Source organism: Sphingobium sp. HWE2-09 (genome assembly GCF_035989265.1).
In the GTDB taxonomy this organism is placed as follows: domain Bacteria; phylum Pseudomonadota; class Alphaproteobacteria; order Sphingomonadales; family Sphingomonadaceae; genus Sphingobium.
Window position 1 is genome coordinate 2188899 of sequence record NZ_JAYKZX010000003.1, and the last position, 26751, is coordinate 2215649.

General features: G+C 64.7%; 32 protein-coding genes and 2 tRNA genes. 14 read left to right on the top strand and 20 right to left on the bottom strand.

Translation table 11 applies throughout. The features are described from left to right. Nucleotides 1-19 precede the first annotated feature (19 nt). The 3 genes from U5A89_RS16005 to U5A89_RS16015 form a co-directional block, all read right to left on the bottom strand. Nucleotides 20-340, bottom strand: a complete 321-nt coding sequence (locus U5A89_RS16005) for a DMT family transporter (protein ID WP_338162050.1) — start codon at nucleotides 338-340, stop codon at nucleotides 20-22. Nucleotides 341-442: 102 nt separating this feature from the next. Then, nucleotides 443-518: transfer RNA gene (locus U5A89_RS16010), tRNA-Lys, on the bottom strand. A gap of 51 nt (nucleotides 519-569) precedes the next feature. Beyond that, a tRNA-Tyr gene (locus U5A89_RS16015) sits at nucleotides 570-656 on the bottom strand. Between the two features lie 106 nt (nucleotides 657-762). On the opposite strand from U5A89_RS16015, the gene rlmB reads away from it, so the two are divergent. Next, nucleotides 763-1503: a 23S rRNA (guanosine(2251)-2'-O)-methyltransferase RlmB gene (rlmB, locus tag U5A89_RS16020; RefSeq protein ID WP_338162051.1), complete on the top strand. Its 741-nt coding sequence runs from the start codon at nucleotides 763-765 to the stop codon at nucleotides 1501-1503. A gap of 151 nt (nucleotides 1504-1654) precedes the next feature. On the opposite strand, the gene U5A89_RS16025 is transcribed toward rlmB, so the two are convergent. Then, nucleotides 1655-1972, bottom strand: a complete 318-nt coding sequence (locus U5A89_RS16025) for a 2Fe-2S iron-sulfur cluster-binding protein (RefSeq protein ID WP_338162052.1) — start codon at nucleotides 1970-1972, stop codon at nucleotides 1655-1657. A 79-nt stretch (nucleotides 1973-2051) separates the two neighbouring features. On the opposite strand from U5A89_RS16025, the gene U5A89_RS16030 reads away from it, so the two are divergent. The 3 genes from U5A89_RS16030 to U5A89_RS16040 all read left to right on the top strand — a co-directional run bounded on the left by U5A89_RS16030 (nucleotide 2052) and on the right by U5A89_RS16040 (nucleotide 3419). After that, on the top strand, nucleotides 2052-2669 hold the full coding sequence (locus U5A89_RS16030; protein ID WP_338162053.1) for a DNA-3-methyladenine glycosylase family protein: 618 nt from the start codon (nucleotides 2052-2054) through the stop codon (nucleotides 2667-2669). Nucleotides 2670-2672: 3 nt separating this feature from the next. Then, nucleotides 2673-2891, top strand: coding sequence for a DUF2188 domain-containing protein (locus tag U5A89_RS16035; protein ID WP_338162054.1), 219 nt, complete (start codon nucleotides 2673-2675; stop codon nucleotides 2889-2891). Between the two features lie 96 nt (nucleotides 2892-2987). Further along, on the top strand, nucleotides 2988-3419 hold the full coding sequence (locus U5A89_RS16040) for a response regulator (protein ID WP_338162055.1): 432 nt from the start codon (nucleotides 2988-2990) through the stop codon (nucleotides 3417-3419). On the opposite strand, the gene U5A89_RS16045 is transcribed toward U5A89_RS16040, so the two are convergent. Further along, nucleotides 3367-4893: a PAS domain-containing protein gene (locus U5A89_RS16045; RefSeq protein ID WP_338162056.1), complete on the bottom strand. Its 1527-nt coding sequence runs from the start codon at nucleotides 4891-4893 to the stop codon at nucleotides 3367-3369. The genes U5A89_RS16040 and U5A89_RS16045 overlap by 53 nt on opposite strands. Beyond that, complete coding sequence (murA, locus tag U5A89_RS16050) at nucleotides 4886-6169, bottom strand: UDP-N-acetylglucosamine 1-carboxyvinyltransferase (protein WP_338162057.1); 1284 nt, start codon at nucleotides 6167-6169, stop codon at nucleotides 4886-4888. Before murA ends, U5A89_RS16045 begins: the two co-directional genes overlap by 8 nt. A gap of 207 nt (nucleotides 6170-6376) precedes the next feature. Between murA and U5A89_RS16055 the strand changes: the two genes are divergently transcribed. Further along, nucleotides 6377-7111, top strand: a complete 735-nt coding sequence (locus tag U5A89_RS16055; RefSeq protein ID WP_338163080.1) for a Crp/Fnr family transcriptional regulator — start codon at nucleotides 6377-6379, stop codon at nucleotides 7109-7111. 116 nt (nucleotides 7112-7227) lie between these two features. Here U5A89_RS16055 and U5A89_RS16060 read toward each other — a convergent pair whose 3' ends face one another. Both U5A89_RS16060 and U5A89_RS16065 read right to left on the bottom strand, forming a co-directional pair. Continuing rightward, nucleotides 7228-7503 (bottom strand): hypothetical protein, encoded by a 276-nt coding sequence (locus U5A89_RS16060; protein WP_338162058.1) that lies wholly within the window; start codon nucleotides 7501-7503, stop codon nucleotides 7228-7230. Then, nucleotides 7500-8066 carry an HNH endonuclease gene (locus U5A89_RS16065; protein WP_338162059.1) on the bottom strand — a complete coding sequence of 189 codons (567 nt, stop codon included), beginning with the start codon at nucleotides 8064-8066 and terminating at the stop codon, nucleotides 7500-7502. Before U5A89_RS16065 ends, U5A89_RS16060 begins: the two co-directional genes overlap by 4 nt. A gap of 94 nt (nucleotides 8067-8160) precedes the next feature. On the opposite strand from U5A89_RS16065, the gene gluQRS reads away from it, so the two are divergent. The 6 genes from gluQRS (at nucleotide 8161) to egtD (ending at nucleotide 13358) form a co-directional block, all read left to right on the top strand. Next, entirely contained in the window at nucleotides 8161-9063 is a 903-nt protein-coding gene (gene gluQRS, locus U5A89_RS16070; RefSeq protein WP_338162060.1) for a tRNA glutamyl-Q(34) synthetase GluQRS, read from the top strand. Nucleotides 9064-9073: 10 nt separating this feature from the next. Continuing rightward, the gene (locus U5A89_RS16075) at nucleotides 9074-9307 is read left to right on the top strand and encodes a twin transmembrane helix small protein (RefSeq protein WP_338162061.1); all 234 of its coding nucleotides are present in this window, start codon (nucleotides 9074-9076) and stop codon (nucleotides 9305-9307) included. Nucleotides 9308-9479: 172 nt separating this feature from the next. Beyond that, nucleotides 9480-10049 carry a cob(I)yrinic acid a,c-diamide adenosyltransferase gene (locus U5A89_RS16080; RefSeq protein WP_338162062.1) on the top strand — a complete coding sequence of 190 codons (570 nt, stop codon included), beginning with the start codon at nucleotides 9480-9482 and terminating at the stop codon, nucleotides 10047-10049. 142 nt (nucleotides 10050-10191) lie between these two features. Next, nucleotides 10192-11046 (top strand): GGDEF domain-containing protein, encoded by an 855-nt coding sequence (locus U5A89_RS16085; protein ID WP_338162063.1) that lies wholly within the window; start codon nucleotides 10192-10194, stop codon nucleotides 11044-11046. A gap of 78 nt (nucleotides 11047-11124) precedes the next feature. Then, a complete protein-coding gene (gene egtB, locus U5A89_RS16090) occupies nucleotides 11125-12393 on the top strand; it encodes an ergothioneine biosynthesis protein EgtB (protein WP_338162064.1) in 1269 nt (422 codons plus the stop codon). 5 nt (nucleotides 12394-12398) lie between these two features. Beyond that, entirely contained in the window at nucleotides 12399-13358 is a 960-nt protein-coding gene (gene egtD / locus U5A89_RS16095; protein ID WP_338162065.1) for an L-histidine N(alpha)-methyltransferase, read from the top strand. Nucleotides 13359-13377: 19 nt separating this feature from the next. Here the strand turns inward: egtD and U5A89_RS16100 are convergent, their stop codons facing one another. The 4 genes from U5A89_RS16100 to U5A89_RS16115 form a co-directional block, all read right to left on the bottom strand. Beyond that, the gene (locus tag U5A89_RS16100) at nucleotides 13378-13620 is read right to left on the bottom strand and encodes a hypothetical protein (protein WP_338162066.1); all 243 of its coding nucleotides are present in this window, start codon (nucleotides 13618-13620) and stop codon (nucleotides 13378-13380) included. Between the two features lie 54 nt (nucleotides 13621-13674). Then, entirely contained in the window at nucleotides 13675-14382 is a 708-nt protein-coding gene (locus tag U5A89_RS16105; protein WP_338162067.1) for an HAD family hydrolase, read from the bottom strand. Between the two features lie 177 nt (nucleotides 14383-14559). Continuing rightward, nucleotides 14560-15639: a DUF1176 domain-containing protein gene (locus tag U5A89_RS16110; RefSeq protein WP_338162068.1), complete on the bottom strand. Its 1080-nt coding sequence runs from the start codon at nucleotides 15637-15639 to the stop codon at nucleotides 14560-14562. A 163-nt stretch (nucleotides 15640-15802) separates the two neighbouring features. After that, nucleotides 15803-17125: a NupC/NupG family nucleoside CNT transporter gene (locus tag U5A89_RS16115; RefSeq protein WP_338162069.1), complete on the bottom strand. Its 1323-nt coding sequence runs from the start codon at nucleotides 17123-17125 to the stop codon at nucleotides 15803-15805. 171 nt (nucleotides 17126-17296) lie between these two features. On the opposite strand from U5A89_RS16115, the gene U5A89_RS16120 reads away from it, so the two are divergent. Both U5A89_RS16120 and U5A89_RS16125 read left to right on the top strand, forming a co-directional pair. Beyond that, on the top strand, nucleotides 17297-18061 hold the full coding sequence (locus tag U5A89_RS16120) for a response regulator (protein ID WP_338162070.1): 765 nt from the start codon (nucleotides 17297-17299) through the stop codon (nucleotides 18059-18061). Then, nucleotides 18058-19359, top strand: a complete 1302-nt coding sequence (locus tag U5A89_RS16125; RefSeq protein WP_338162071.1) for a sensor histidine kinase — start codon at nucleotides 18058-18060, stop codon at nucleotides 19357-19359. Before U5A89_RS16120 ends, U5A89_RS16125 begins: the two co-directional genes overlap by 4 nt. 4 nt (nucleotides 19360-19363) lie before the next feature. Here U5A89_RS16125 and U5A89_RS16130 read toward each other — a convergent pair whose 3' ends face one another. The 7 genes from U5A89_RS16130 to typA form a co-directional block, all read right to left on the bottom strand. Beyond that, nucleotides 19364-19834 (bottom strand): ArsR family transcriptional regulator, encoded by a 471-nt coding sequence (locus U5A89_RS16130; protein WP_338162072.1) that lies wholly within the window; start codon nucleotides 19832-19834, stop codon nucleotides 19364-19366. Next, the gene (locus U5A89_RS16135; RefSeq protein ID WP_338162073.1) at nucleotides 19812-20231 is read right to left on the bottom strand and encodes a hypothetical protein; all 420 of its coding nucleotides are present in this window, start codon (nucleotides 20229-20231) and stop codon (nucleotides 19812-19814) included. Before U5A89_RS16135 ends, U5A89_RS16130 begins: the two co-directional genes overlap by 23 nt. 57 nt (nucleotides 20232-20288) lie before the next feature. Further along, entirely contained in the window at nucleotides 20289-20636 is a 348-nt protein-coding gene (locus tag U5A89_RS16140; RefSeq protein WP_338162074.1) for a hypothetical protein, read from the bottom strand. 63 nt (nucleotides 20637-20699) lie between these two features. Beyond that, on the bottom strand, nucleotides 20700-21188 hold the full coding sequence (locus tag U5A89_RS16145; RefSeq protein ID WP_338162075.1) for a response regulator transcription factor: 489 nt from the start codon (nucleotides 21186-21188) through the stop codon (nucleotides 20700-20702). Nucleotides 21189-21430: 242 nt separating this feature from the next. Then, on the bottom strand, nucleotides 21431-21841 hold the full coding sequence (locus tag U5A89_RS16150; protein WP_338162076.1) for a DUF805 domain-containing protein: 411 nt from the start codon (nucleotides 21839-21841) through the stop codon (nucleotides 21431-21433). 78 nt (nucleotides 21842-21919) lie between these two features. Beyond that, nucleotides 21920-22087 (bottom strand): hypothetical protein, encoded by a 168-nt coding sequence (locus tag U5A89_RS16155; protein ID WP_338162077.1) that lies wholly within the window; start codon nucleotides 22085-22087, stop codon nucleotides 21920-21922. Nucleotides 22088-22196: 109 nt separating this feature from the next. Beyond that, nucleotides 22197-24032, bottom strand: a complete 1836-nt coding sequence (gene typA, locus U5A89_RS16160) for a translational GTPase TypA (RefSeq protein ID WP_338162078.1) — start codon at nucleotides 24030-24032, stop codon at nucleotides 22197-22199. Between the two features lie 275 nt (nucleotides 24033-24307). Between typA and U5A89_RS16165 the strand changes: the two genes are divergently transcribed. Then, a complete protein-coding gene (locus tag U5A89_RS16165; protein WP_338162079.1) occupies nucleotides 24308-25858 on the top strand; it encodes a S10 family peptidase in 1551 nt (516 codons plus the stop codon). A gap of 177 nt (nucleotides 25859-26035) precedes the next feature. Here the strand turns inward: U5A89_RS16165 and U5A89_RS16170 are convergent, their stop codons facing one another. Beyond that, nucleotides 26036-26731 (bottom strand): DUF899 family protein, encoded by a 696-nt coding sequence (locus U5A89_RS16170; RefSeq protein WP_338162080.1) that lies wholly within the window; start codon nucleotides 26729-26731, stop codon nucleotides 26036-26038. Between the last annotated feature and the right edge of the window lie 20 nt (nucleotides 26732-26751).

Consider the following 26751-nt stretch of genomic DNA (forward strand, 5'->3'; position numbering starts at 1 on the left):
GCGCCGCCTTCGCCCGGGGTCAGGCCGATGCGAACAGCTTGGTGCCCACCACGCCGACCACGATCATCGCCATGAAGGCGATCTGCGCCGGATTGACCCGGTCGCCAAAGAAGAGGACGCCGCCGATGATGACGCCCACCGCGCCAAGGCCGGTCCAGACCGCATAGGCGGTGCCCGCCGGGATGCCGCGCATCGCGAGCGCCAGCAGGCCCATGTTGAGGAAGCTCAAGGCGATCGGCACGGCGGACGCCTGCCAGCTGGCCAGGGTCGCGGCCCATTTCAGGCTCAAGGCCCAGCAGATTTCGGTGAACACGGCTATGCCGAGGATGAGCCACGCCATGGGCGCTTCCCTTTCGTCTTGCAACGGGCTCGTCAGGGAAGGCGCGCCAGCCGGAAACCCGAAAAAGAGGCCGCGCGCCTGTTGGCCATTGGGGGAAGGCGGTGGTGGACGCACTTGGGCTCGAACCAAGGACCCGCTGATTAAGAGTCAGCTGCTCTACCAACTGAGCTATGCGTCCACATGGCCTGTCTCCAGCCCGCAAAGACTGGCTGCATCGGCCTGATGCAAATGGTGGACAGGGTTGGGTTCGAACCAACGTAGGGCGTAGCCCGGCAGATTTACAGTCTGCTGCCTTTAACCACTCGGCCACCTGTCCAGTGTCCTGCACAAAGAGCCAAGAAAGTCTCGCTCGCTGCGCTGGAGGCGGCTCAATGGCGAAAGGAGACTTGCCTGTCAATGGGTGAATGTGAAAAGAGCGGGGCATGAAAAAACCGCATCGCTCAACCAAGCCCAAGGGCGCCTTCCCCCGCTTCTACGGCCGCCATGCCGTCATCGCGGCGCTCGCCAACCCCAACCGCGTCGTGCGCAAGATATGGGGCACGCGTGAAGCGCTGGGTGCGCTCGACCTGCCGCCGGTGCTGCCGATCGTCTATTCCGACGTTGCGGACATGGGCCGCATGGTCCCGTCAGACGCGCCGCACCAGGGCATCGTCGCGGAAGTCGAGCCGCTGGACGATGTCTGGCTGGGCGAAATCCTGGAAGAGGGACAGGATGACAAGCGCCCGATCCTGGTCCTGGACCAGGTGACCGACCCGCATAATGTCGGCGCGATCCTGCGCTCCGCCGCGGCGTTCGATGCGCTGTGCATCGTAACGCAGGACCGCCATGCGCCGCCCGAATCGGGGGTGCTGGCGCGTGCGGCGTCGGGCGCGCTGGAAAGCGTGCCGTGGGTGCGGGTGGTGAACCTGGCCCGTGCGTTGGATGAGATCGCCGAAGCGGGCTATTGGCGCATCGGGCTGGACGGCGACGCCGATACCACCATCGGTGAGGCGATCGGCGAATCGCGCGTCGCGCTGGTGCTGGGGGCCGAGGGCGAAGGGCTGCGCCACAACAGCATCGCCCATTGCGACATCATCGCCAAATTGCCGATCAGCCCGCGGATGGAGAGCCTGAACGTCTCCAACGCGGCTGCGATCGCGCTCTATGCCGCCAGCGTGCGCTGATTGCGCGATGAAAGGATGGCGTGTTCCCGCGCAGGCGGGAACCCAGTTGAGACGTTGGAACTGGGTTCCCGCCTGCGCGGGAACACGTGGAGCTTAGATTAAGTGGCGTCTAGCGCGACACGCCAGCGTCGCCTCGGCCATCAAAACCGGATCAATCTTCCGGCGCGATGGTGACGCGCAGGCCGTCCAGTGCGTCGCTCAGCACCACCTGGCAGGACAGGCGGCTGCTGTCATTGCGGTGATCGCTGCTGTCGAGCAGGTCGTTTTCGTCCTCGCTCATCGCGGGCAGCGCATCGGCGAAGGCGGGGTCGACATAGACATGGCAGGTCGCGCAGGAACAGCAACCGCCGCACAGGGCCAGCAATTCGTCAAAGCCGTTGTCGCGAATGACTTCCATCACCGACAGGCCATTGTCGCCATCGACAGCCTGTTCTTCACCCGCACGGTTGACCACGATCAGTTTCGGCATCTATCCAATCCCCTGGAATTTTTGTCCCAGCCGCTCTGACCGAGCGACGCCGGGAAATCAAGGGCGCACCGGAACAGACATGGTCACCACCGCCGAACAGTTGCGCGCCAGCCTGGACGCGATCGCCGCGCTTGAGCCGGGCTTCGTCGCGGCGCTGGGTCGGGTGGGGTATCCGCAGCCGCGCATGCGTGCGCCCGGCTACGAAACCTTGCTGCGCACCATCGTGGGGCAGCAGGTGAGCGTCGCATCCGCAGCGGCGGTATGGCGCAAGCTGGAGGCGGTGCTGGGCGAAGGCTGCGCGCCCGACGCCTTGCTGGCGCAGGATTTCGACACCCTGCGCGCCTGCGGCCTGTCGCGCCAGAAACAGGGCTATGCCCGCAGCCTGGCCGAAATGCTGGTATCGGGCGCGCTGGACCTTAACGCCCTGCCCACCGACGACGAGGACGCGATCGCAGAATTGGTGCGGATCAAGGGCATCGGCCGATGGTCGGCGGAAATCTATCTGTTGTTCGCGGAAGGCCGACCCGATATCTGGCCCGCAGGCGACCTGGCGGTACAGATAGAAGTCGGCCGTATATTGGGCCTTTCCGAACGGCCGAACGAAGCCCTGACGCGGCATGTCGCCGAAGCCTGGCGCCCCCATCGCGGCGCGGCCGCGATCATGGCCTGGCACCATTATAACACCGAGGTACTATAACCCATGCCCCTGCCCCATGCCCGCTACATCGTCCTGGAACATGAAGGCGTCTGGAAGATCAACCTGGACAACACCTATTACGGCCCCTTCCCGACCCAGGCGGAGGCGGTGGAGAGCGCCACCGGCACCGCACGCAAGGCGAGCGAGGCGGGTTATCCCGCGTCGGTGCTGCTGATGCGGGGCACGACGTTCGATACGCTGTGGACCAGCGTGGAGGAATAGCCTGCGGATGGCATGCGGCACCGGCTATTTTCCGGCTGGCAGGGAACCGAACGGGCTGATGGGACTTTGCTCATTCCAGGGTTTACGGGTCAGTTAATGAGCAAGAAAGTTCTTATCGTCGAGGACGAGATATTCGTCGCGTTGGAAATCGAGCAGATCGTCGAAGACGCCGGATTCGAGGTCGGCGCTATCGCCGCCGACAAGGAAGCCGCGCTCGCCTGCGCCCAGGATTGCGACATCGCTTTGGTCGATCTCAATCTGCGCGATGGGCCGACCGGGCCGCAGATCGGCATGGAACTGAGCCGTCATGGCATCCGCGTGATCTACGTCACCGCCAATCCCGCGCAGATCGGCGAGGCTGCTGTCGCGGCGCTGGGCGTGATCACCAAGCCGTTTCGCGCGCAGAGCATATCGGCCACGCTGCATCTGGCCGCGGCCGAACAGCCCGACCTGCACGAAACGGAAATCCTTGGCTTTACGCCGTTCCCGCCGCGCGACTCATGGACCGCAATGGAATCGAGAGGCTGAGGCACAGCCCGTCGGGACGCCAGTCCCGCACGATCCGCCCGCCCAATTGCCGTTCGGCGCTCAATGTCATCAACCGGCTGCCAAAGCCGTCCGGGTCGCCGGGCACGACCGGTGGGCCGCCCTCTTCGCGCCAATCGATCCGGACGTCGTCGCCCTCCACCGACACATGCAGATGCACCATGCCGTCGGGCGCCGACAGCGCACCATATTTGGCGGCGTTGGTCGCCAGTTCGTGGAACAGCAGCGCCAGCGGCGTGGCGGACCGGTCATCGATCCGCACATCGTCACCCGACAATGCGATGCGCGATTCGGTCACGCTGCGATAGGGCGCGAAAATCTGGTCCAGCAGACCCCATAGGCTGCCCTGCCCGCCGCCCAACTGCGGCGCGGATTCGGCGCTGTGCGGGCGCACGAAATCATGAGCGCGGCCCAGCGCCAGGATACGATCGCGCAGATCGTCGGCGATCTCACCGATTTCGGGATGCTGGCGCGCCGAAAGGCCGATGAGGCCCGCGATCACCGAGAAGATATTCTTGATCCGGTGCGACAGTTCATGCGCGATCATCTCGCGCTCTTCCATCATCAGCTTCTGTTCGTGGATTTCGGTGCAGGTGCCGATCCAGCGGATGATGACCCCGTCGCCGTCGTGGATCGGCAGCGCCCGGCCCAGCGTCCAGCGATAATCGCCGCTATGATGGCGCAGGCGATATTCGATCTCATAAGGTTCGCCCGTGTCCAGGCTGTGACGCCAGCGTATGCGGGCGCGATCCTGATCGTCGGGATGGAACATGCCGTTCCAGCCTTCGCCATCGGTCGATCCGGCTGGTACGCCGGTATAATCGTACCAGCGGGCATTATAATAATCATGATAGCCGTCCGGCAGCGTCGACCAGACCATCTGCGGCATCGCATCCGACAGGGTGCGGAACATGCGGTCGCTTTCAGCGATGGCGGCGGCGTCCATACGCTGGCGCAGGATCATGTCGCGGTCCCGGCGACGCCCCTCCAGCTCCACCATCACCTGCCGGGCGAGCAGGGTCAGCCCCTGGCGCTGGAGCGGGGTCAGATCGTCGCGCGGGACGGTGTCGATGACGCACAGCGCGCCCAGCGGATCGCCATCCGCCCCCACCAGCGGCGCGCCCGCATAGAAGCGGATATGCGGCGGGCCAGTGACCAACGCATTGTCGGCGAAGCGGGGATCAAGGGTTGCGTCGGGGACGAGGAAAATTGCCTCCCCCAACATGGCGAGCGCGCAGAAGGACACGTCGCGCGGGGTTTCCAGCGCATCCAGGCCGACACGCGAGAGAAAGCGTTGCCGCACATCCTCCACCATGCTGACCAGCGCGATCGGCACGTCGCAGAGTTGCGCGGCGAACCCGGTAATCTCGTCCAGATTGCGGAAGCCGCCCGCGTCGAGATCATAGAGCGACAGCAGTGCCGCCCGATCCGTCCCCAGCCCGCATATCTCAGCCATCGCTGACGCGTTCGATGTCGGCGCCGACCGCCGAGAGCTTTTCTTCCAGCCGCTCATAGCCGCGATCGAGATGATAGACGCGGTTGACCTGGGTTTCGCCTTCGGCAGCCAGGCCCGCGAGGATGAGGCTCATCGACGCGCGCAGATCGGTCGCCATCACCGGTGCGCCGACCAGCCGATCGACGCCGCGGACCACGGCGGTGCGGCCGTTGACGGCGATGTCGGCACCCATGCGCGCCAGTTCGGGCACATGCATGTAGCGGTTTTCGAAGATCGTCTCGGTCAGGACCGATGCGCCGTCCGCCTTCGTCAGCATCGCCATGAACTGCGCCTGCATGTCCGTCGGGAAGGCCGGGAAGGGTGCGGTCGAGATGGTCAGGGGCTTGAGCTTGCCGTCGGACGACACGCGAATGCCGTCCTTGTGCACGTCCACCTGCACGCCTGCGTCGCGCAGCGCGGCCAGGATGGCGTGCATGTCGTCGGCATTGGCGCCGACCAGGTCCAGCGACCCGCCGGTGATAGCGGCGGCGCAGGCATAGCTGCCCGCTTCGATCCGGTCGGGCATGACGCGATAGGTCGCGCCGTGCAGCCGGTCGCGGCCGTGGATGACCAATTTGTCGGTGCCGATCCCCTCTATATCCGCGCCCATCGCGACGAGCAGGTTGCACAGATCAACGATTTCGGGTTCGCGCGCGGCATTGTCCAGGATGCAGGTGCCCTTGGCGAGCACGGCGGCCATCAGCGCATTTTCGGTCGCCCCGACCGACACCACCGGGAAGGTGTAGATGCCGCCGGGCAGGCCGCCATCGGGCAGGCTGGCGCGGACATAGCCGGCCGCGATTTCGATGATCGCGCCGAACGCTTCGAGCGCCTTGAGATGCAGGTCGATCGGGCGGTTGCCGATGGCGCAGCCGCCGGGGAGCGATACGCGCGCTTCGCCCGCGCGGGCGAGCAGCGGGCCGAGCACCAGGATCGACGCGCGCATCTTGCGCACGATGTCATAGGGCGCTTCGGTCGAAGTGACGCGGCCGGCGCGCATCGTCATCACCCGACCGAAATCCTCCGGCCGCGCGCCTTCGATCATGGTCGATACGCCGAGCTGGTTGAGCAGATGACCGAAACTGTCGACATCGGCCAGACGCGGCAGGTTGCGCAGCGTCACCGGCTCGTCGGTCAACAGCGCACAGGGCAGCAGCGTCAGGGCGGCGTTCTTCGCGCCGGAGATGGGAAGGCGGCCATTGAGCGCGTTGCCGCCGCGGATGTGAATGCGGTCCATTGGGCAGGGTTAATAGCGCTTAATGCGCCCCGCGCAAGCTGGCTTGCGGGCGATTAAACCACGCGGATGGGCGAGCCTGCCGGGAAAATGCAACATTATTGCAAAGCCCGCACCAAGATTGATCGAGTTTAGTGCACGTCCTGAAAATGCAGCCAAAAGGCGAACAAGGCGTTTTGCCATCGTAACGACAATTGGAAAAAGGTGTTTTTGGTGGCAACAAGCTGCTTCGCGGAACGGCTGGCAAAACAAGTGCCCTTGTCCGACGCGGAAAAGAAAGCGTTGACCCGGCTGGAGGAAAATCCGCGCAAGGTGAAGCGCGGCGCGATGATCCAGCGGGTCAATGATGTCGTGACCGAATTGTTCGTGCTGCGCGAAGGCCGGGTGATGAGCTTCGTCATCCTGCCCGATGGCAGTCGCCAGATCCTGCGCGTCTATTTCCCCGGTGATTTCATCGGATCGGCCAGCACCATCTACAGCAAGGCACCCGAATCGCTGGTCGCCCTGTCCGACGCGATCGTCTGTCCGTTCGACAAGCAGGCGCTGCGCCGGTTGCTGGAGGAATATCCCCGCGTCGCGGCGCTGCTGTTCCTGCTGTCGAATGCCGAGCGGGTGGCGATGACCGACCGGCTGGCGGCGCTGGGCCGCACATCGGCCAAGGCGCGGGTCGCCGCCTTCCTGCTCGATATGTTCGACCGGCTGCGGGTGACCGACGACAGCATCGTCGACAGTTTCGACCTGAAGCTGACGCAGGAGGAGATTGGCGATTCGATCGGCCTGACGTCGGTGCACGTCAACCGGATGATCCGGCAGATGGAGCAGGAAGGGCTGATCAGCCGGGCGAGCGGGCGCATCATCCTCAACGACATGGCGCGGCTGGAAGAGATTGGGCACTATACCAATCGGCACAAGGATATGGATCTGGACTGGTTGCCGGTCGGCTGACGGTGATCTTCTAAGCGCAGCGTGTTCCCGCGTAGGCGGGAACCTAGTTCAGACGGCGGGACTGGGTTCCCGCCTGCGCGGGAACACTGATTACCTTCAACGCGATGCTGGTTACCTTAACGCGATGCTGGCGCTTTCCGGTCGGGTGGGAAGCATGTGGCGCAGCGCCGCCAGCAGGTGACGCCGGGCATGACCAGCGCGGGGACCAGGCCGCGTTCGGGATAGAGACCGGCCAGGATCGCGGGCGATATCCCCTCTGGCGCGGCGCGGCTGTGGCACATCAGGCAGTTGCGGACATATTTGGCGCGGGTCAGGCCCGAATGATCGACTTGCGCCAGAGCGCCGCCCGGCAAGATGAGCAGCGCCGCCGCCAGGGCCGCACGGCCTATCATGCCAGCAGTTCGACGTCCCAATAGAGCCAGTCATGCCAGCTTTCGTGCAGATAGCCCGGCGGGAAGGCGCGGCCATGTTCCTGCAGGTGCCAGCTGGTCGGGCGGATCGGCTGGACGTGCAGGCTCATGCCCGCTTCCTTGGGCGTGCGGCCGCCTTTGCGCAGGTTGCAGGGCGAACAGGCGGTGGCGACATTTTCCCAGGTCGTGCGCCCGCCCGCGCGGCGCGGAATGACATGGTCGAAGGTCAGGTCGCTGGTCTTGCCGCAATATTGGCAGGAGAATTTGTCGCGCAGGAACAGGTTGAACCGGGTGAAGGCGGGATGTTCGGACGGGCGCACATATTGTTTGAGCGCGATGACCGAGGGGATCTTCATGTCCAGGCTGGGACTATGCACCTGCCGCTCATAGCTGGCGATGATGTCCACCCGGTCCAGGAACACCGCCTTGATCGCGGTCTGCCAGGGCCACAGGCTGAGCGGATAATAGCTGAGCGGCGTATAATCCGCATTGAGAACGAGCGCCGGGCAGTTTTCCGGGTGCCGTATGAGGTCGGGATGGTACATGGAAACCTTCTTCCCCCTTGCCGCCGCCGCTGATCGTCCAGCAAGGTGACAAGAGCATGACAGCATTAACTAATATCCTCCGTCAAGAGCCTGTATGACTTCATCTGCCACACCACAGCATATGGTGACCCGCTTCGCCCCCAGCCCCACCGGGCGGTTGCATGTCGGCCATGGTTGGTCGGCGCTGATGGCCCATGACATGGCTCGCGCGGCCGGTGGCGCCTTCCGCCTGCGGATCGAGGATATCGACGGCACGCGGAGTCGGCCCGAACATGTCGCGGGGATATTGGACGATCTGGCGTGGCTGGGCGTGACTTGGGATGGCGAGGTCATGTTCCAGTCGGCGCGGCTGCACCATTATGACGCGGCGCTGGACCGGTTGCGGACCATGGGTTTGCTCTATCCCTGTTTCTGCACGCGGGCGGATATCCAGGCGAGCCTGACCGCGCCGCATGGGCCGGAGGGACCGGTCTATCCGGGGACGTGTCGGGGTTTGAGCGAGGATGAACGCGCACGCCGGATTGCATCGGGTGAAGCGCATGCCTGGCGGATCGACATGGGGCGGGCGGTGGCGCGGGTGGGGGAATTGGCCTGGTGGGCGCTCCCCTTCCCCTCCGGTGTAGGGTTGCGGGGGCTGCAAACCGCCCGCCCCCTTGCCCATGGCGATGTCGTGCTGGCGCGCAAGGATGCGCCGGCCAGCTATCATCTGTCCTGCACGCTGGACGATGCGGCGATGGGGGTGACCCATGTGCTGCGCGGCGACGACCTGCGCGGCGCGACCGATATTCATCGCCTGCTCCAGGCGCTGCTGGACCTGCCCAGCCTAGCCTATATCCATCATCCGCTGCTGGTGGGGCCGGACGGCAGGCGGCTGGCCAAGCGCGACGGGTCGATCGCGCTGGCCGATTTGCGGGCGCAGGGCGTGACGGCGGACGTGCTGGCGGCAGACCTGCGGGCGGCGCGCTTTCCGGTTGGAATCAGGCTGGCAAGCGCGTAGAGTTGCGGGCATGAACACCATCCTCGTCATCGCCCTGATCCTTGCCATGGCCGCGACGCTGTTCGCGTTGATCCGGGGTATCGTCGCCTTCCTGCAAACCACCAAGGAAGAGTTGAACCTGCCCGAAGGCGTGGTGCGCCCGTCCAGCGTCAAGCAGAACAAGATGATGCTGAACCGCGTGCTGTTTCAGGCAGCCGCGGTGATCATCGTCGCGATCCTGCTGCTGTCGAAGGGGCACGGCTGAGGCGGCGCGTCGGCGCATCGCATCGCATCGGAACCGTTCGGGCCGTTCAGCCAAGCGACTTTCCTGCTTCAATGTCGACGCCTCTGCGCTGAATCCTTTCAACAAGTGCAGGGCGAACGGACATTAAGGGCAATCCTGTTCAACGCCTGTCGCTTCGCGAGTAACCAACCCCATGGTCAAGCTGAACAAAATCTACACCCGCACCGGGGATGACGGGACGACGGGCCTGGTCGATGGATCGCGCCTGCCCAAATATGCGCCGCGCATGCAGGCGGTGGGCGATGTGGATGAAGCGAACAGCGCGATCGGCGTCGCCATCATCGCGATGGGGGATCGTCCCGAAACCGCCTGGCTGACGATGATCCAGAACGACCTGTTCGACCTGGGCGCCGATCTGGCGACGCCGATTCCCGACGGTCCGGACGAACCCTGGGCATTGCGCATAGTGCCAAGCCAGGTCACGCGGCTGGAGCAACAGATCGATGCAATGAATGCCGATCTCGCCCCGCTCGACAGTTTCGTCCTGCCCGGTGGATCGGCCGCGGCCGCCGCCGTCCATCTGGCCCGCGCCATCACGCGCCGGGCCGAGCGCAGCGCCATGGCGGCCGCGGCGGACGTGTCGCTCAATCCCGCGGCGCTGGCCTATCTCAACCGCCTGTCCGACCTGCTGTTCGTGCTCGCGCGCCGGTTGAACGACAATGGCGCGGGCGACGTCAAATGGGTGCCGGGCGCGTCGCGTTAACGCAGCCGCCGATCGGTTGAGCGCAGCCCGACTCTCGTCCGGCACGGTCCATCCCATGCCGACCGATTAACCCTGTTTCTTCAGACGGCATTTAGACGCGTGGCCGAACGATGCGATCCAATCGCAATAGTCGGGGATCGCCATGCAATTCTACCTTGCCACCTCTTTCATCTTTCCACGGTCCCTGCGCCTGCGCCTCTTCACCCTCTGCTTCGTCGCGACCCATTTGCCGCTACTGGCCTATCTGGGATGGGGGCTGGCGAGCGGCCGCATCCAGTTGACCGAGTTCATCCTGCTGACGACGGCTACGGTGATCGGCACCGGCGTGGCCCTGCTGGGCATTGGCGCGTTGCTCAATCCCATTCACGCGCTGGCCGAAACACTGCATCGCGAGGAGGGGCAAACGCCCAGCCTGCCCGATGTCGGCGATGTCATCCACACCCTTTATGCCGGGGTGCAGCGCGTCGCGAGCGCCACGCGCGAGCGGCTGGACGACCTGCACCAGGCCGCGCATGAAGATCCGCTGACCGGTATCGCCAACCGGCGCGGCTTCCTGGCGCATATGGACGGATTGCCGGACGACCGGCGCAAAGGGTGCGTCGCGATCATTGACATCGATTATTTCAAGCGGGTCAACGACCTGCTGGGCCATGAGGAAGGCGATCGGGTGCTGGCGTCCTTCGCCACACGCTTGTCCGCGCTGGTGCGCCGTGTCGATATGGTCGCCCGCTGGGGCGGGGAGGAGTTCGCGATCTTCTTCCAGGATTGTATCGAGGATGAAGCGAGTTGGTCGCTGGCGCGGATCGCCAGCCGCATGCGCAGCGAACCCATCGGCCATGTGCATGACCGGCCGATCAGCTTTTCCGCCGGGGTGTGCCGCTGGGCCGGCAAGGATCTGGAAGCCGTACTGCGGCGGGCGGACGAAGCCCTGTACGACGCCAAGCAGTCGGGCCGCGACCGCGTCTGCCGCGCCGCGCCGATCCTGCAGGAGGTATGACCTAAAGGACACGGCCCGGAACCGCCCGCCGCTTTATGCGCTTTTCTCTTTTGCAGAAAATGGCGCGAAGGGGCAAGCATGGCCAGAAGCTGGACGGAAGCCCGTCAGGATGACTTGGAGGAGCGCTATCGCGCGGTGCGAGCGCTGACCCAGGCGCTCAGCGCACCCCTGTCCGACGCCGACGCCACCGTCCAGTCGATGCCTGATGCCTCCCCGGCGAAATGGCATTTGGCGCATGTCACCTGGTTCCTGGAAACCTTCATCCTGCGCGACCATGTGGCAGGATATCAGCCGTTCGATCCGCGCTTCGCCTTCCTGTTCAACAGCTATTATGAAGCGGAGGGCGTTCGGCACCCGCGGGCGATGCGCGGGATGCTGACCCGCCCGACGCTTAGCGAGATTTGCGCCTATCGCGCCCATGTCGATGCCGCGCTGATCGGCGCGCTGGGTATGTTGCCGCAGGCGGCTCGCGCGCTGGTGACGCTGGGCTTGCATCATGAGCAGCAGCATCAGGAATTGCTGCTGACCGATCTGCTCCATCTGTTTTCGCTCAATCCGTTGGAGCCTGCGCTGTTCAGTGCGCCTAGCGCCGCGCCGGTCGACCTCCCCGGCCCGCTCCATTGGATCGAAGGACGCCAAGGTCTGGTCGAAATCGGCGACGATGGCCGCAGCGGCTTCACTTTCGATTGCGAAGGGCCGCGCCACAAGACGGTGTTGCATCCCCATGCCCTGGCGCATCGACCCATTACCAATGGCGAATGGATCGCCTTCATTGAGGATGGCGGTTATCGCACGGCGGCACATTGGCTGTCGGACGGTTGGGCGTGGGTGCAGAGTGAACGGATAGACGCGCCGCTCTATTGGAAGCAGAGCGAACAGGGCTGGACCCGCTTTGGCCTGGACGGGCGGCAACCGGTCAATCCCGCAGCGCCGGTGACGCATGTCAGCCTGTACGAGGCCGATGCCTATGCCAGTTGGGCGGACGCGCGCCTGCCGACCGAGGCGGAGTGGGAAAGCGCGGCGCAGAATGTCGCGGCGGTCAGCGGCAACCTGCTCGACGGACCTGCCTGCCCCCGGACGCGTCCGGCCGACGATGGCGCCGGGCTGACGCAGATGTTCGGCGACGTGTGGGAATGGACCGGCAGCGCCTATCGCCCCCATCCCGGCTTTCGCGCCGCGCCCGGTGCCGTGGGCGAATATAATGGCAAGTTCATGTCCGGCCAGTTCGTGCTGAAGGGCGGCAGTTGTGCGACCCCGCGCGGCCATGCGCGGGCGAGTTATCGGAATTTCTTCTATCCCCATCAACGCTGGCAGTTCACCGGGCTGCGGCTGGCCAAGGACTTGTAAGCGCGATGTTGCTGACCGAAAATCCCCCTGCCCCGGCGCGCATGATGGACCCGGCTTTTCTGAACGATATACTGTCCGGCCTGTCCCGCAGCCCCAAGGCGACGCCGCCGATATGGTTCTACGACCGGCGCGGGTCGGAATTGTTCGAAGAGATTACCGACCTGCCGGAATATTACCCCACGCGCACGGAAACGGCGCTGCTCGCCGCCCATGGCGCGGATTTCGCCGCTGCTGTGGGCGAAGGGCGGGCAGTAGTGGAATTTGGCGCAGGCAGTTCGCGCAAGACGCCGCATCTGCTGCGCGCGATCGCGCCCGCCGCCTATGTGCCGATCGACATCAGCGGCGACTTTCTGCACGCCAGCAGCGCGGCGCTGGCGGCGGCTTTTCCTGGCCTGCCGGTGCTGCCGGTCGTGGGCGACTTCAACCGGCCGCTGGCGTTGCCCGGCGCGATCGAGGGACTGCCGCGACTGGGCTTCTTCCCCGGCTCGACCATCGGCAATATGGAGCCGGACGCGGCGGTCGACCTGTTGCGGGCCATGCGCCGCCTGCTGGGCGACGACGCCAAGCTGCTGATCGGCATGGACCGGATCAAGGACCGCGACCGGTTGGTCGCCGCCTATGACGATGCGCAGGGTGTGACGGCGGCGTTCAACCTCAATCTGATCGAGCGGATCAACCGCGAACTGGACGGGGATATGCCGATCGCCGATTTCGCCCATTGCGCGATCTGGAACGATGAAAAAGCGCGGATCGAAATGCATCTGGAGGCGCAAAAGTCGCTCCATTTCCATGTCGCGGGTCACGCCTTCCAGATGGATGCGGGCGAGACGATCCACACCGAAAGCAGCCACAAATATGGCGTGCGCGACGGGCGTCTGTTGTTGCGTGCAGGCGGATGGTCGCCGGTTGCGGAATGGACCGACGATGAGGGGCTGTTCGGGCTGGTGCTGGCGGAGGCGGGTTGAGGTGGTCAGACGGCAATCGCTAGTGAATTTTGCGGCCTGTGATGAACATTCGCCATGCGGTTTCTTTATCCAACCGCTTTTCCGTTTGGCGTTTTATCAGTCCGCGAAAGCCCATCCATATTATGGGCGCGGCAATAATCCCGCACATTGTTAGATCGATCCACATTGGCAGGGAAAGAAATCGGATCGAGAAACCAACAGCAAATAATGTGAGGGCTATCCCATATATCAGCGCTGATTGCGCCAGCTTCTTTTTCCGCACGGCATCGCCTTTCCACTGCCGCTATAAAACTACCGAGTTAACGACTGCTTGCTCCTATTGCTGAGCCAGCAAAAGCTCCTGCAAATCCGTCAGACTAGGCAGCACCTGCGCGCAGGCGAGCGTCAGGTCTTCCGTCGGCGGCAGGAGATCGGGGATCATCACCGTCGCCATGCCTGCCGCTACGGCCGCGCGGACGCCAGGGTGGCTGTCTTCCACGGCAACGCAATCGGCCGGATCGACACCCAGCAGGCGGGCGGCGAGCAGATAGGGTTCGGGGTGCGGCTTGGGCCGGTCCACATCGCTGCGCGTCACGACGACATCGAAATAATGGAGCAGGCCCGCTTTCTCCAGCCGCGCCTGCGCATAGGGCGCGGCGGTGGAGGTGGCGAGCGCCAGGGGAATGCCCGCCTGCGTCAGATGATCCAGGATCAGCTGCGCGCCGGGGCGGAGCGGGATGCCTGCGTCCACCGCCGCCTCGAACAGCGCATCGCTGTCGGCGTAGAAGCGGGCGAGCGGGAAGTTGGGCCCCATATGCGCGGCCAGCATCCGCTCATTTTCGTCGCGGTGGATGCCGACCATCGACAGCAGCAGATCGTCCGAGAGCGGCCAGCCAATCGCGCGCCCGGTTTGCGCAAAGGCGCGGCGATGCGCCGCTTCGGTGTCGATCAGCGTGCCGTCCATGTCGAAGATGACCGCGCGGATCGGGTCCGGGAGATTAGTGGCGGGCGTGGTTGACGCGGATTGGCGTAACGCTTGGGTCATGGTGCCAATATGGCGGTGTTGCGTTCCGATTCCATTGCAAAATGCGGCGTTGTGGTTGTGTGGGATGGGAGCCGCGGGTTACCCGTTGCTATCAAGCACTATGTGTTCCCGCGTAGGTGGGAACCGGGTTCGGCGGCGGGACTGGGTTCCCACCTGCGCGGGAACACGTCGGTAAAACTATTCCGCCACCTGCGCGGACCATGTCCTGATCCAGTGCCATGCGCCGCGACATTCGCCCATGCTGGTGGCTTCGATCAGGCGGAAACGTGCGCCGTCCCAGACATAGGCTTCGCTGCCGCCGCAATCGCCGATGCCGCGCCCCTTGGCGAAGCTGTCGAGCCGCAAATCCTTGGCGGTCCAGCCGACATTGACCAGCATCGGCCGGGATTCTTCCTCGCTCCAGCCGGGCTTGAGGTCGAAGCTGGCTAGGCGGAAGGCGCGGCGGCCGGGTTCGCCGGTGGCGATCACCGGGACCGAGGTGAAATTATAGGCGCCGCTGCCGCAGGGAACCAGGATCAGCGTTTCGGTCCGCGACAGGCGATAGAGTTGCGGCGGCTCCGCCCCCTTCATCTCGTCGGTACAGCGGGTGAATTTGCCGAGCGCGGTGAGTTCCTCCCGCCACAATGCGGCCGGTGCGGTCGTGGCGGGCAACGGCGCGCGTTTGATGACCGGGGCGGACTGTGCGGGGCGGACCGCGATCGGCCCGAGCGGGCCGGTGGCGACCAGCGCGGTGCTGGTCCCCGCCCGCCCCTGCCGCGCGTCCATATAGCGCAGGGCGGCACCCGATCCGGCGAGCGAAGGCTTGCCCAGCGACCGGTTGCCCAGCCGCAGTTCGAGCACGCTGCCGCGCGCCATGGCGATGGCGAGCGCGGCGGCCTGCGGCCCGCGGATGGTCGCGTCGCCGTCGCGGCTCATGGCGCTGGCGATCCGGCGGCCATCGACATGGACGCTGATTTCGCCGCCGCCCTTGGCGTCGCGGCTGACCCACACTTCGGCGGCGGCGTCGGGTCCGGCGTCGCGCACCACGCCCACCATGACCGGGCTGTCGGACCATTCGCCGCCATCGGGCAGCAGCGACACGGTTTCGCATCGGTTGCGATTGTCGCAGCCGATCGTCCAGTCCTTATAGGTTTCCAATGTGCCGGGCTTGGGCGCTGTCGCCTTTGCCTGCGGTGCCGACGCAGGCGCCTGCGCAGCGCCGACGCCCGACCAGCCCAGGACCGCTATCGCGGCCACGAAAAAATGCTTTGCCCCCATGGGTTAACCATAACCGATTTGCAGGCGGGATGGTAGAGGCCAACGTTACGTATCCGTGCCTATTCCAGTTTTGCTGAAATGCGCCGTGCTTCCGCACAAGAGCGCGTCAGTTCAAAGGGCAGGACTGGGTTCCCGCCTGCGCGGGAACACATGCGCCGTGGTGTTAAAGGCTGAGCATCAGTCCGGCCAATGCCGCGCTCATCAGGTTGGCGAGGCTGCCTGCGACCAGCGCCTTCAGCCCCAGCTTGGCGATCATCGGTCGCTGGTTGGGGGCGAGGTTGCCGGTTACCGCCATCTGGATCGCGATCGAGCTGAAATTGGCGAAACCGCACAGCGCGAAGGTGATGATGGCGATGGTCGCGGGCGACAGCGCGCCCTGCACCTGGCCAAGGTTGATATAGGCGACAAATTCGTTGAGCACGACCTTCGTCCCGAACAGGCCGCCTGCCACCTGCGCTTCGGCCCAAGGGATATTGAGCAGATACATGACCGGCTGGAACACATAGCCCAGCAGCATCTGGAAGCTGAGCGTTGGGTAGCCGAACCAGGCGCCGATGCCGCCCAATATGCCATTGGCGAGCGCCACCAGCGCGACGAAGGCCAGCACCATCGCGCCCACGGCGACAGCGAGTTTGACACCTGTCTGCGCCCCCTGCGCGGCGGCCATGATGAGGTTGGCGGGCTTTTCCTCGTCATGGCTGGCCTGTGGCATCGGTTCGCCCGGCGTCCCTTCGGGCAGCAGCGCGGCGGGACCGGCACCGCTGATGCGGGTTTCGGGGAGCGGCACGTCGGGATGATCGCCCAATGGCAATTCGCCCTGCACCGGCACGCGCGGATCGGGCATCATGATCTTCGCCATCAGCAAGCCGCCGGGGGCCGCCATGAAGCTGGCCGCGAGCAGATAGTCGATCTTGATCCCCATCGAGGCATAGGCGGCCAATATGGTGCCCGCCACGCCCGCCATGCCGCTGGTCATCACCGCGAACAGCTGCGGCGGGGTGAGACCCGCGAGATAAGGACGGATGACGAGCGGGCTTTCGCTTTGCCCGACGAAGATGTTGGCCGCCGCGCACAGGCTTTCCACCTTTGACACGCCGGTGACTTTTTCGATCGCGCCGCCGACCCAGCGGACGATGAACTGCATGATCCCCAGATAATAGAGGATCGACACCAGGCTGGCGAAGAAGATGATCACGGGTAGCGCCGCGATCGCGAAGCTGGCCCCGCCGATTTCGGGCTTAGCAAGCGGGCCGAAGATGAAGTCCGTCCCCGCCTGCGCATAGCCCAGAAGGTTGGCGACCCCGCGCGACATGCCCGCGATGACGCCGCGCCCTGCAGGCACGTACAGCACCAGCAGCGCGATGCCCGCCTGCAACAGGAAGGCCGCCCCCACGACGCGCGGGCGGATGGCGCGGCGATCCGACGAGAGGGCGAAGGCGATGACGAGGATCAGGAGAATGCCGGCAAGGCCGATAAGAAGATGCATGAAGCGCTTTCGCGTGAAGGACCAACCGGGCGACTATATGGGCCGCGACGCGGGGAAGCCAGCGCGTTTGACGGTTACAAAGCCGCTACATCGGGCAATCGTCCGGAGACATGGGCGGATTAAGGACGATCCATGGGCTTTTGCACGATGATGGGGACTGGGGCGGCGCGGATGACTTTGCAGCCAATGCATTCCGCCGATATGCTGCCGTCGATGGACGGTTCACGCATATTGGTGGTCGACGACGATGCGGATATCCGCACGCTTCTGTCGGATTTTCTTGAGGATCACGGCTTTGCCGTGGCGGCGGTGGCGGATGGCGCGGCCATGGACCAGATGCTGTCCACGCAGGATTTCGACATCGCCGTGCTGGACGTGATGATGCCGGGCGAGGACGGGCTGTCGATCCTGCGGCGCTTGTCGGCGCGCGGCGGGCTGCCGGTGATCATGCTGTCGGCGATCGGCAGCGATATCGACCGGATCGTGGGGCTGGAAATGGGGGCGGAGGATTATCTGCCCAAGCCATGCAACCCGCGCGAACTGCTCGCCCGCATCCGCACCGTCTTGCGCCGCCACCGGCGACAGGCGGCCGAAGCGCCCGAGGCCGCAGGCAAGCAATTGCGCTTTGCAGGCTGGACGGCGGACATGGCCGCACGCCTGCTGACCGATCCCGACAATGTCGTCGTCACCCTGACCGACGGCGAGTTCCGGCTGTTGCGTGCCTTTGTCGAACATCCGCGCCGGGTGTTGAGCCGCGACCAGTTGCTCGACTGGTCGGCGGGCAGCGAAAGCGAAAGCTACGACCGGGCGATCGACGTGCAGGTCAGCCGGTTGCGCCGCAAGCTGGACCGCAGCGCCCGCCATGGCGCAGACGAACTGGTCCGCACCATCCGCAACGAAGGCTATATGTTCACCGCCGAAGTCCGGCAGGCGTGAATCCGTCGATCCTGACCCGGATCGTCGCGCTGATCGCGGCGACGCTGTTGCTGGCGCTGGGTGCGATGATGCTGGTCGCCTTTCGCGGCCCCCCGCCCCATGCCCGCCCGATGATATTGGGCGAGGCCGCCGCGCTGTTGCAGGGGGCCAGCCCGCCGGCGGGCAGTTGGACGGTGGTGCGATATTGGTCGGACCCGCCCCCCGCGATCGAGCCGGGTCAGGTGGAAGACCCCCGGATGGCTGCGCAGATCGCGATGTTGCTGGGCGCGCGCCCGGCGGACATCCGGCTGCTGCGCGACCAGACGCCGATGCCGATCCCCGAATCCGACGGGAAGCTGTGGCCCCCGCCCGGGTCCGGCCGGATGATGCTGCACGGCGCGTTCCTGCTGGCGCGGCACATGGATGGGGGCTGGCAAATGGTGCAGGCGCGCCAGGGGCCGAATGCGCGCTGGTACGCCATCACCCTGACGCTGATGGCGGGCATCTTCATCCTGCTGTTGCTGCCTGCTTACTGGGTCGCGCGACGCATCACCCAGCCGATCCGGTTGCTGGCGGACGGCGTGGCGACCGAGCGGCCCGAACGCGCCGATCCGCTGCCGCTGACCGGGCCGCCCGAAGTGCGCGCGGTGGGCGCGGCCTATAATCTGATGCGCAGCCGGATCGCCGACTATCTGAACGAGCGCACGGCGATGCTGGTGGCGATCGCGCATGATCTGCGCACGCCGATGACCCGACTGACGTTCCGGCTGGAAGCGCTGCCCGACGGGCCGCGCGCCAAGGCGCAGGCCGATGTGCAGGAAATGCGGGCGATGGTGACCGACCTGCTGGATTTCATGCGTGGGCAGGGCGAACTGGCCGCGCGGGTGCGGATCGACCTGTCGGCCATCGTCGAGACGCTGGCCGACGACCTGGCCGATATGGGACAGGATGTGGCGGTGACGCGCAGCGTCCGCGCGGTGGTGCGCGGCGACGCCGTGGCGTTGCGGCGCTGCATCGCCAATTTGGTGGAAAATGCGGTGCGCTATGGCGGATCGGCGCGGGTGGCGCTGTCGGTCGCGGGCGGCCGGGTGATCGTGGCCGTGGAGGATGACGGGCCGGGCGTCCCGGACGAGGCGATCGAACGCTTGTGCGAACCCTTTTACCGCGGCGAGGCGTCACGCAACCGGGAGACGGGCGGCGTCGGCCTGGGCCTCTCGATCGCCCGCTCCATTGCGGACGCGCATGACGGGCGGCTGCAGTTCGTCAATCGCATCGGCGGGGGATTGCGCGCCAGCCTGACCCTGCCGCTGGAGCGCTGACGCTCTATTCGTCGGCGAAGGCGAGCGAGAACCAGGAGGCCATGGCGTCCACCGCCAGCGGCGCCAGGCGCATGGCGCAGCGGCGGCGGCTGTTGGGCGAACTGCGATGTTCCATCACCAGCCCACGCCGTTCCAATATGCCGACCTGGCCGACGACATTGCTGAGCGACAGCCGCAACGTCTCGCTCATCTGCTCCAGCGTCAGCGCGCCGCCGTCCAGTTCCGCCTGATAGAGCAGCAGCAATATGTCCCACGCCGGATCGGCGAACAGATCATGGCCGAACAGGGTCGATCGCATCCGCCGCGCGTCGATATAGCGGGCCAGCGCCGGGCGATGATCGCCGCCCTCCCCGTCCAGGATCGCGGGTTCTTCCTGCCGGGCATGGAAATTGGTGAGGCAGCGTTGCAGCGCGACGACGAGATCGACCGCCTCCTGGCTCGGCAGGTGGCGATCAGGCGGAATATGCACGGTCATGAAGCGCCTTCCGGTCCAGTTCGATGCCGATGACGGTGAAGAGCAGCAGCGGGATCACCCAGACGGTGCTGAGGCCTTCATAGACCCGTTCCGAAAAGCCGTGCAGCAGCAGCGTCACCACATGAGTCAGCACGGTCATCAACTGGCTGGCCGCCGCCCAGATTGGCCAGTAGCTGCGGCTGCGCAGCATCAACCAGAGCAGGCCGACGAACAGCAGCGTGTCCACGATCGTCAGCCAGAATTGGGTACCGTGCCACGATCCCGCTAGCTGCGCGGGCATGGTCAGCAAGACACTGAGTAGAAAGACCAGCGCGAACCATCGCCCGTCCCGGCCGCCGAACAGGGCGGCAAAGGCGCAGGCGAACAGGGTCAACAGCCAGAAGAAAGCCGCCAGCATCCGCATTTCCTATTGAGAGGGAGGGCAATGTCCATGCGGATGCCGACGACCGCCTGGTCAGGCGACCAGGGTCAGGTGGCGCGGCGCGTCGTCCTGTGCCGGGGCGTCCATGCCCAGCGGACAACCAACAGCCGTCACCTCCAACTGACTCTGTTCCAGGCAGCGCGTCAGCAGGGCGGTCGCGCGGATCATGTCGCTGCGGCCCTCGATGATCTTGCTGGCGCTTTCGTGGATACGCTGAAGGATACGCTGGCTTTCGCTGGCGGTCAGGCCCGACCCCTGCGCGGCGGACAGGAAGGCGCTGGTAAGGTGCGCGGTGTCGACCAGCGCGGTGTCCAGCGCGGCGAAGGCCTGGCGGGTCTGGTCGGCAACGGCCTGGGTCTTGGCGGTATCGAGGTTGAGCACAAGTCTTCTCCTTCGCACGACGCCATAAGGCGGTGCGTTGTCAGCATGGTCTGTCTGGATGGATCAACCCAGCGCCTTGAAGGCTCCGGCAATGAGCAGCAGCAAAGTGACAAGGCCGACACCGGTGAGAACCGCAGCGCGGATCATCGCCAATATACGCCCATCTTTGCTCAGTTCGTTGGTCGATCCCCCGAGCGGCGGGCCGAAGGCGAGGATGCGTTTCAGAAGCGTGTTGCGCTGCGTCCGTTCATCCGGCCTGTCCGGCTGAGCAAGGGATGACGCAGGAACCGGATCGGAGGCAAGAGGCTCCGATTGATGTATCAAGGGCTGATATGTGCCAGTTTGGGGCTGTGGTTGCTCGACCGAAACGAACAGGCGCGCGGCTTCCTTGCGCGAAGGCACGCCGAACTTGCGCAGGCTGGTGCGTACGCGCTGATCCACCGTATGCTCCGAAATGTGGAGCTGGCGCGCGATTTCCTTGGAATTATAGCCCTGGGACACCAGCCGCAGGCACTGCTTTTCCCCCTCGCTCAAGGCTGGAAGGGTTTGCACCACTTCTTCATTCCTCCTGCGTGACCCATCGCCCCGTTCAACGAACGACCGGCGCGTGAGGCTCAGCGACCCGCGGCCTTATTCGTCATGCAAGGTTGCGATTCGGTTTCACCGATCCCTAAAGTGACACGACAGGACGCCGCGACGCAATGACGATGGGCGGCGGACCTAGTCCCGCCGCCCATCGGATGTTGCTGATCATGATGCAACCCGCCGCGCTGACTGGGCGCGGCGGATATGGTTCAGCGGAAAATGTCGCCCACGTCGGCCGCCGTCTGCTTGGGATCGGGACCGAAGCGGTTTTCGCCGCGCGTCCCTTCCAGACACATGAACACCAGCACGATGATGCCGCCGACATAGGGAATGAAGTTCAGCAATACGAACCAGCCGCTCTTGTCCTGATCGTGGAAGCGCCGGACCTGCACCGCGAGGGAGGGGACGATAAGGACCAGTACGAGGAGGCCGAGCAGGATCATGTACAGGGACGCGCCGCCGGAGGGCTGACCATCCCCAAAACCGTGCAACGCCACACCCACGATGCCGATCGCGGCGGCGACCAGCATATAGGCAAGGAAGAACATCCAATATTCCTTGCGCCGCGAGCGGCCCGAGAAATCGGCGTAGCGCCTGAGCGGCAGGAGCATATAGTCCATCTGCATTTCCCCTGTTGTGAGAAACAGCAGGATAGGGGCGCCGTTGGTGCCTGTCTCGCCAAAAGAAGGCCTACGCGATCAGGCGTCCGGCGTCTTCGCCTGCTTGGCCTTGTGCGCGGCGAGCAGCGCGTCGATTTCCACGATGCGCAGGCGCTGGGGCGTGTCCCTGGCCAGTCCCTTCAATCGGCATTCGGCCCATAGGGCGCGGCGCTCCGATGTCAGCGCCTTGAGATAGAGGTCGGCCATGCTGGCGGCTCCTTTTGAACAAGAAAAGGGCGGGAGCGTCGTGACGCCCCTGCCCCTCCACCAGCCTTCGGCTGGTCCCCCTCCCCAAGCAAGCCCGGGGAGGCATATATTAGGCCGCCTTGGAACGGCTCATGCGCTTGCGCTCGTTCGGGTCCAGGAACCGCTTGCGCAGGCGAATGGTCTTGGGCGTTACTTCGACCAGTTCATCGTCATCGATATAGGCGATCGCCTGTTCCAGCGTCAGCTTCCATGGCGGGGTCAGGCGAACGGCGTCGTCCTTGCCCGATGCGCGGAAGTTGGTCAGCGCCTTGGACTTCATCGGGTTGACTTCCAGATCGTCGGGCTTGGCATTCTGGCCGATGATCATGCCTTCATAGAGCGCTTCGCCCACGCCGACCATCAGGATGCCGCGTTCTTCCAGCGGACCCAGCGCATAGGCATTGGCTTCGCCCGCGCCGTTGGAGATCAGCACGCCGTTCTTGCGGCCTTCGATATTGCCCTTGTGCGGGCCATATTTCTCGAACAGGCGGTTCATGATGCCGGTGCCGCGCGTGTCGGACAGGAATTCGCCATGATAGCCGATCAGGCCGCGCGATGGCGCGGAGAAGGTGATGCGGGTCTTGCCGCCGCCCGAAGGACGCATGTCGGTCATCTCGGCCTTGCGGATGTTCATCTTCTCGACAACCGTGCCGGAAAATTCGTCGTCCACGTCGATCATGACGGTTTCATACGGTTCGGTCTTGCCGCCATTCTCGTCGGTGCCGAACAGCACGCGCGGGCGGCTGATCGACAGTTCGAAGCCTTCGCGGCGCATGGTTTCGATCAAAACGCCCAGCTGCAATTCGCCACGACCTGCGACTTCGAAGCTGTCCTTGTCGGCGCTCTCGGTCACCTTGACGGCGACGTTGGATTCGGCTTCGCGGGCCAGACGATCGCGGATCATGCGGCTCGTCACCTTGGTGCCTTCGCGGCCTGCCATCGGCGAATCGTTCACCGCAAAGCGCATCGACAGGGTCGGCGGATCGATCGGCTGCGCCTGGATCGGTTCGGTCACCGACGTGTCGCAGATGGTGTTCGCCACGGTCGCGACGGCCAGACCGGCGAGCGAGATGATGTCGCCCGCCTTGGCTTCATCGACGGGCACGCGGTCGAGGCCATGGAACGCCATGATCTTGGACGCACGGCCGGTTTCGATGACCTTGCCGTCCATATCGAGCGCGTGGATCGCCTGATTGACCTTCACCGAACCGCTGGTCACGCGTCCGGTCAGGATGCGGCCCAGGAAATTGTCGCGATCGAGCAGCGTCACCAGGAAGGTGAAGGGCACGCCTTCGACTTCCACGGCGGGCGCGGGGACATGATCGACGATCTTCTGGAACAGCGGGGTCAGCGTGCCCGAGCGCAGCGATGCATCTTCGTTGGCATAGCCGTTGCGGCCCGACGCGTAGAGTACCGGGAAGTCGAGCTGTTCGTCGGTCGCATCGAGCGACACGAACAGGTCGAACACTTCGTCCAGCACTTCCTGGATGCGTTCGTCGGGACGGTCGACCTTGTTGACGACGACGATGGGCTTCAAGCCCAGCGCCAGCGCCTTGCCGGTCACGAACTTCGTCTGCGGCATCGCGCCTTCCGACAAATCGACCAGCAGGACGACGCCGTCGACCATCGAGAGGATGCGTTCGACTTCACCGCCAAAGTCGGCGTGGCCCGGCGTATCGACGATGTTGATGCGGACAGGTTCGCCGCCTTCGGGCGTCCATTCGACCGACGTCGGCTTCGCCAGGATGGTGATGCCGCGCTCCTTTTCCAGATCGTTGCTGTCCATGGCGCGTTCTTCGACGCGCTGGTTGTCGCGGAAGGTGCCGGACTGGCGGAAAAGCTGGTCGACAAGGGTCGTTTTGCCGTGATCGACGTGCGCGATGATGGCGATATTACGCAGGGACATAGTTTGCCTTCGGGATATGGGTTCCCCTGACAGACGCTAAGGCCGCGCAGAGGCTTCGGGCGCGCCCCTACAGGAAATGACGCGATGCGGCAAGGGCGGGCGGAACATGGCGACAGGATGATGCGGTCTGGGCGAAGATCATAGAGGAGGCTTTGGGGCGGTGTCGGCCCGGCACCCTGCTTTACATCAGTGCAATTCGATCTTGCCCCCCGCCCCGACCTTTCTATGGTGCCGCGCGTCGCCCATATCATAGCCTGCATTGCCAAGGAGCCTTCATGCGGTCTGCCGCCACTTTGACCCTCGCGTCCCTCATCGCCCTCGCCACCCCCGCCTTGGCGCAGAAGGACGCGCCCGACGCCGCCAAGCAGCATGCCGACAAAGTCGCCGAAGAGGTCGCGGCCAACTGGGCCGGCGCCCCGGTCGAGGAAGTCACGCAAAGCAGCAAGGGCACGGCGCGCGTGGATGGCAAGGCGATCGCCTACACCCAGACCGCGGGCACGCTGACCATCCGCGACGCGCAGGGCAAGCCGGTCGCCAGCATGTTCTACACCGCCTATACCGCCGCGGGTAAGAACCGTCCCGTCACCTTCTTCTATAATGGCGGCCCCGGTTCCTCGTCGCTGTGGCTGCGGATGGGCAGTTTCGCGCCAGAGCATGTGCGCACCAACAATCCCGAAGCGGTGAAGCCCGCTCCGTTCGACGTCGGCCCCAATAATGACAGCCTGATCGGCAGTACCGACATGGTCTATCTGGACGCGATCGGCACCGGCTATTCGCGTATCCTGGGTGATGCCAAGCCGTCCGACTTTTATGGCGTGGACCAGGATGTCGATGCCTTCGCCAAGGCGATCATCCGTTACACCACGAAAAATGCGCGCTGGGCGTCGCCCAAATATATTTTCGGCGAAAGCTATGGCACGACCCGGTCGGGCGCGCTTGCCTATCAGTTGGAGGATCGCGGGCTGGCGCTGAACGGCGTGGTGCTGTTGTCCTCGATCATGAATTATGGCGTGCGCCAGTCGGGCTTCGACACCATCCATATCGGCTATATCCCAAGCTACGCCGCGACCGCCTGGTATCATAATCGCGTGCCCGGCGGCCGCCCCGCCAGCCTGGAGCAGTTTATCGAGGAATCGCGCGTCTTCGCCAATGGTCCTTATGCTACCGCCTTGCTCAAGGGGCAGGACATCACGGCGGAGGAAACCGACGCGATCGCCCAGCAGATGAGCCGCTTCACCGGTCTGTCGGTCGATTATCTCAAGCGCGCGAACCTGCGCGTTAGCCTGAGCCGCTTTCGCAAGGAATTGCTGCGCGACGGGCATGAGACAGTCGGCCGCTTCGACAGCCGCTACAAAGGGATCGACGCCGATGCGGCGGGCGAGGAGCCGGAATATGATGCGTCCAGCACCGGCATCACCGGTCTTTATGTCGGCAGCTTCCTGGATCAGCTGACCCGTCAGATCGGCTATAAGACCGACCTGTCCTATCGCCTGAGCGCGCGGGAGGGCGGCGAGTTCAAATGGTACTGGAGCCACACGCCCCCCGAAGGCGGCAAGCAGAATGTCGCGGACGTGACCGCGGACCTGAGCGCCGCGATGCGCACCAACCCGCATCTGCGGGTTCTGTCGCTTAATGGCTGGTACGATATGGCGACGCCCTTTTTTTCGACCGAGCGCGATTTGAAGCATATGATGCTGGAGCCGAACCTGCGGCAGAATCTGCAGTTCAAATATTATCCGGCGGGGCACATGGTCTATCTGAACCCCGAGGCGCTGCATCAGATGCGGTTGGATATGGAGCGTTATTATGCGGAAGGGGCGCGGTGATGAAGGGCGGTAGTCGTCCGTCCTTTACCTGAATGCGCGTCACCCCGGCCTTGAGCCGGGGTCCCGCTACTGAAGCAGACGTTGGCAAGGAAGAAGCGGGATCCCGGGTCAAGCCCGGGATGACGTTGCTCTTGATGCGATCTGATGGGCGTTTAACGACGGGGCGCTTTCCGGCTTCTAATAACGCAGCTTCGGATACCAGTCCGCCGGTCGCCCGTCCGGCGTGAGGTCCAGGATCGACCAGAGCGACGCGATGTCCGGCGCGTCGCGGGGGTCTTGTCCCGGATCGGCCATCTCGCCGGTCATTTCGCTTTTCCAGAACAGGCGAACCTGGTCGCCATCCTTTCGAAACACCACCAGCGCGGGATATTCGCCGTCCGGGGTCAGCAGGCCCAGGTCGTTGGCATAATCGTCGCCGATCGTCTGGACGAAGTCGGTGTCGCGCCAGCCGCGTTCCTGCGCGAAGGCGAATTGCCGCTCGACCGGGCTACGGCCCATGATCTTATAGGCGACGCGTTGCTTGATGTCGGCGGCATTGCCGTCCACCGATCCGATCCAGTTGGTGCACATCGGGCAAGGCCGCTCGCGTTCCGGGCCGTACATCCAGAAATAGGCGACCAGTATATCCTTGTCGCCGAACAGGTCGCACAGGCCGACTTCGAACCCCTGCTCGTCCTTGAACCGATAGTCTTTCGCGATCACCGGCCCCGGCGGCAACGCCTGTCGCTGTTCGACGACGCGGGTCGCGTGGCGGCGCAGTTCGATCTCTTCCGCCAGCAGGGCGGTGCGGGCGTCGCGATAGGCGTCGCTTTCGTTGGGGAAGCCGGGCGTGCGATGTGCGATCAGCTCGGCTGTGGGTTTCAGGCTCTCCATGGCGGGCATTCTCCCGGTGA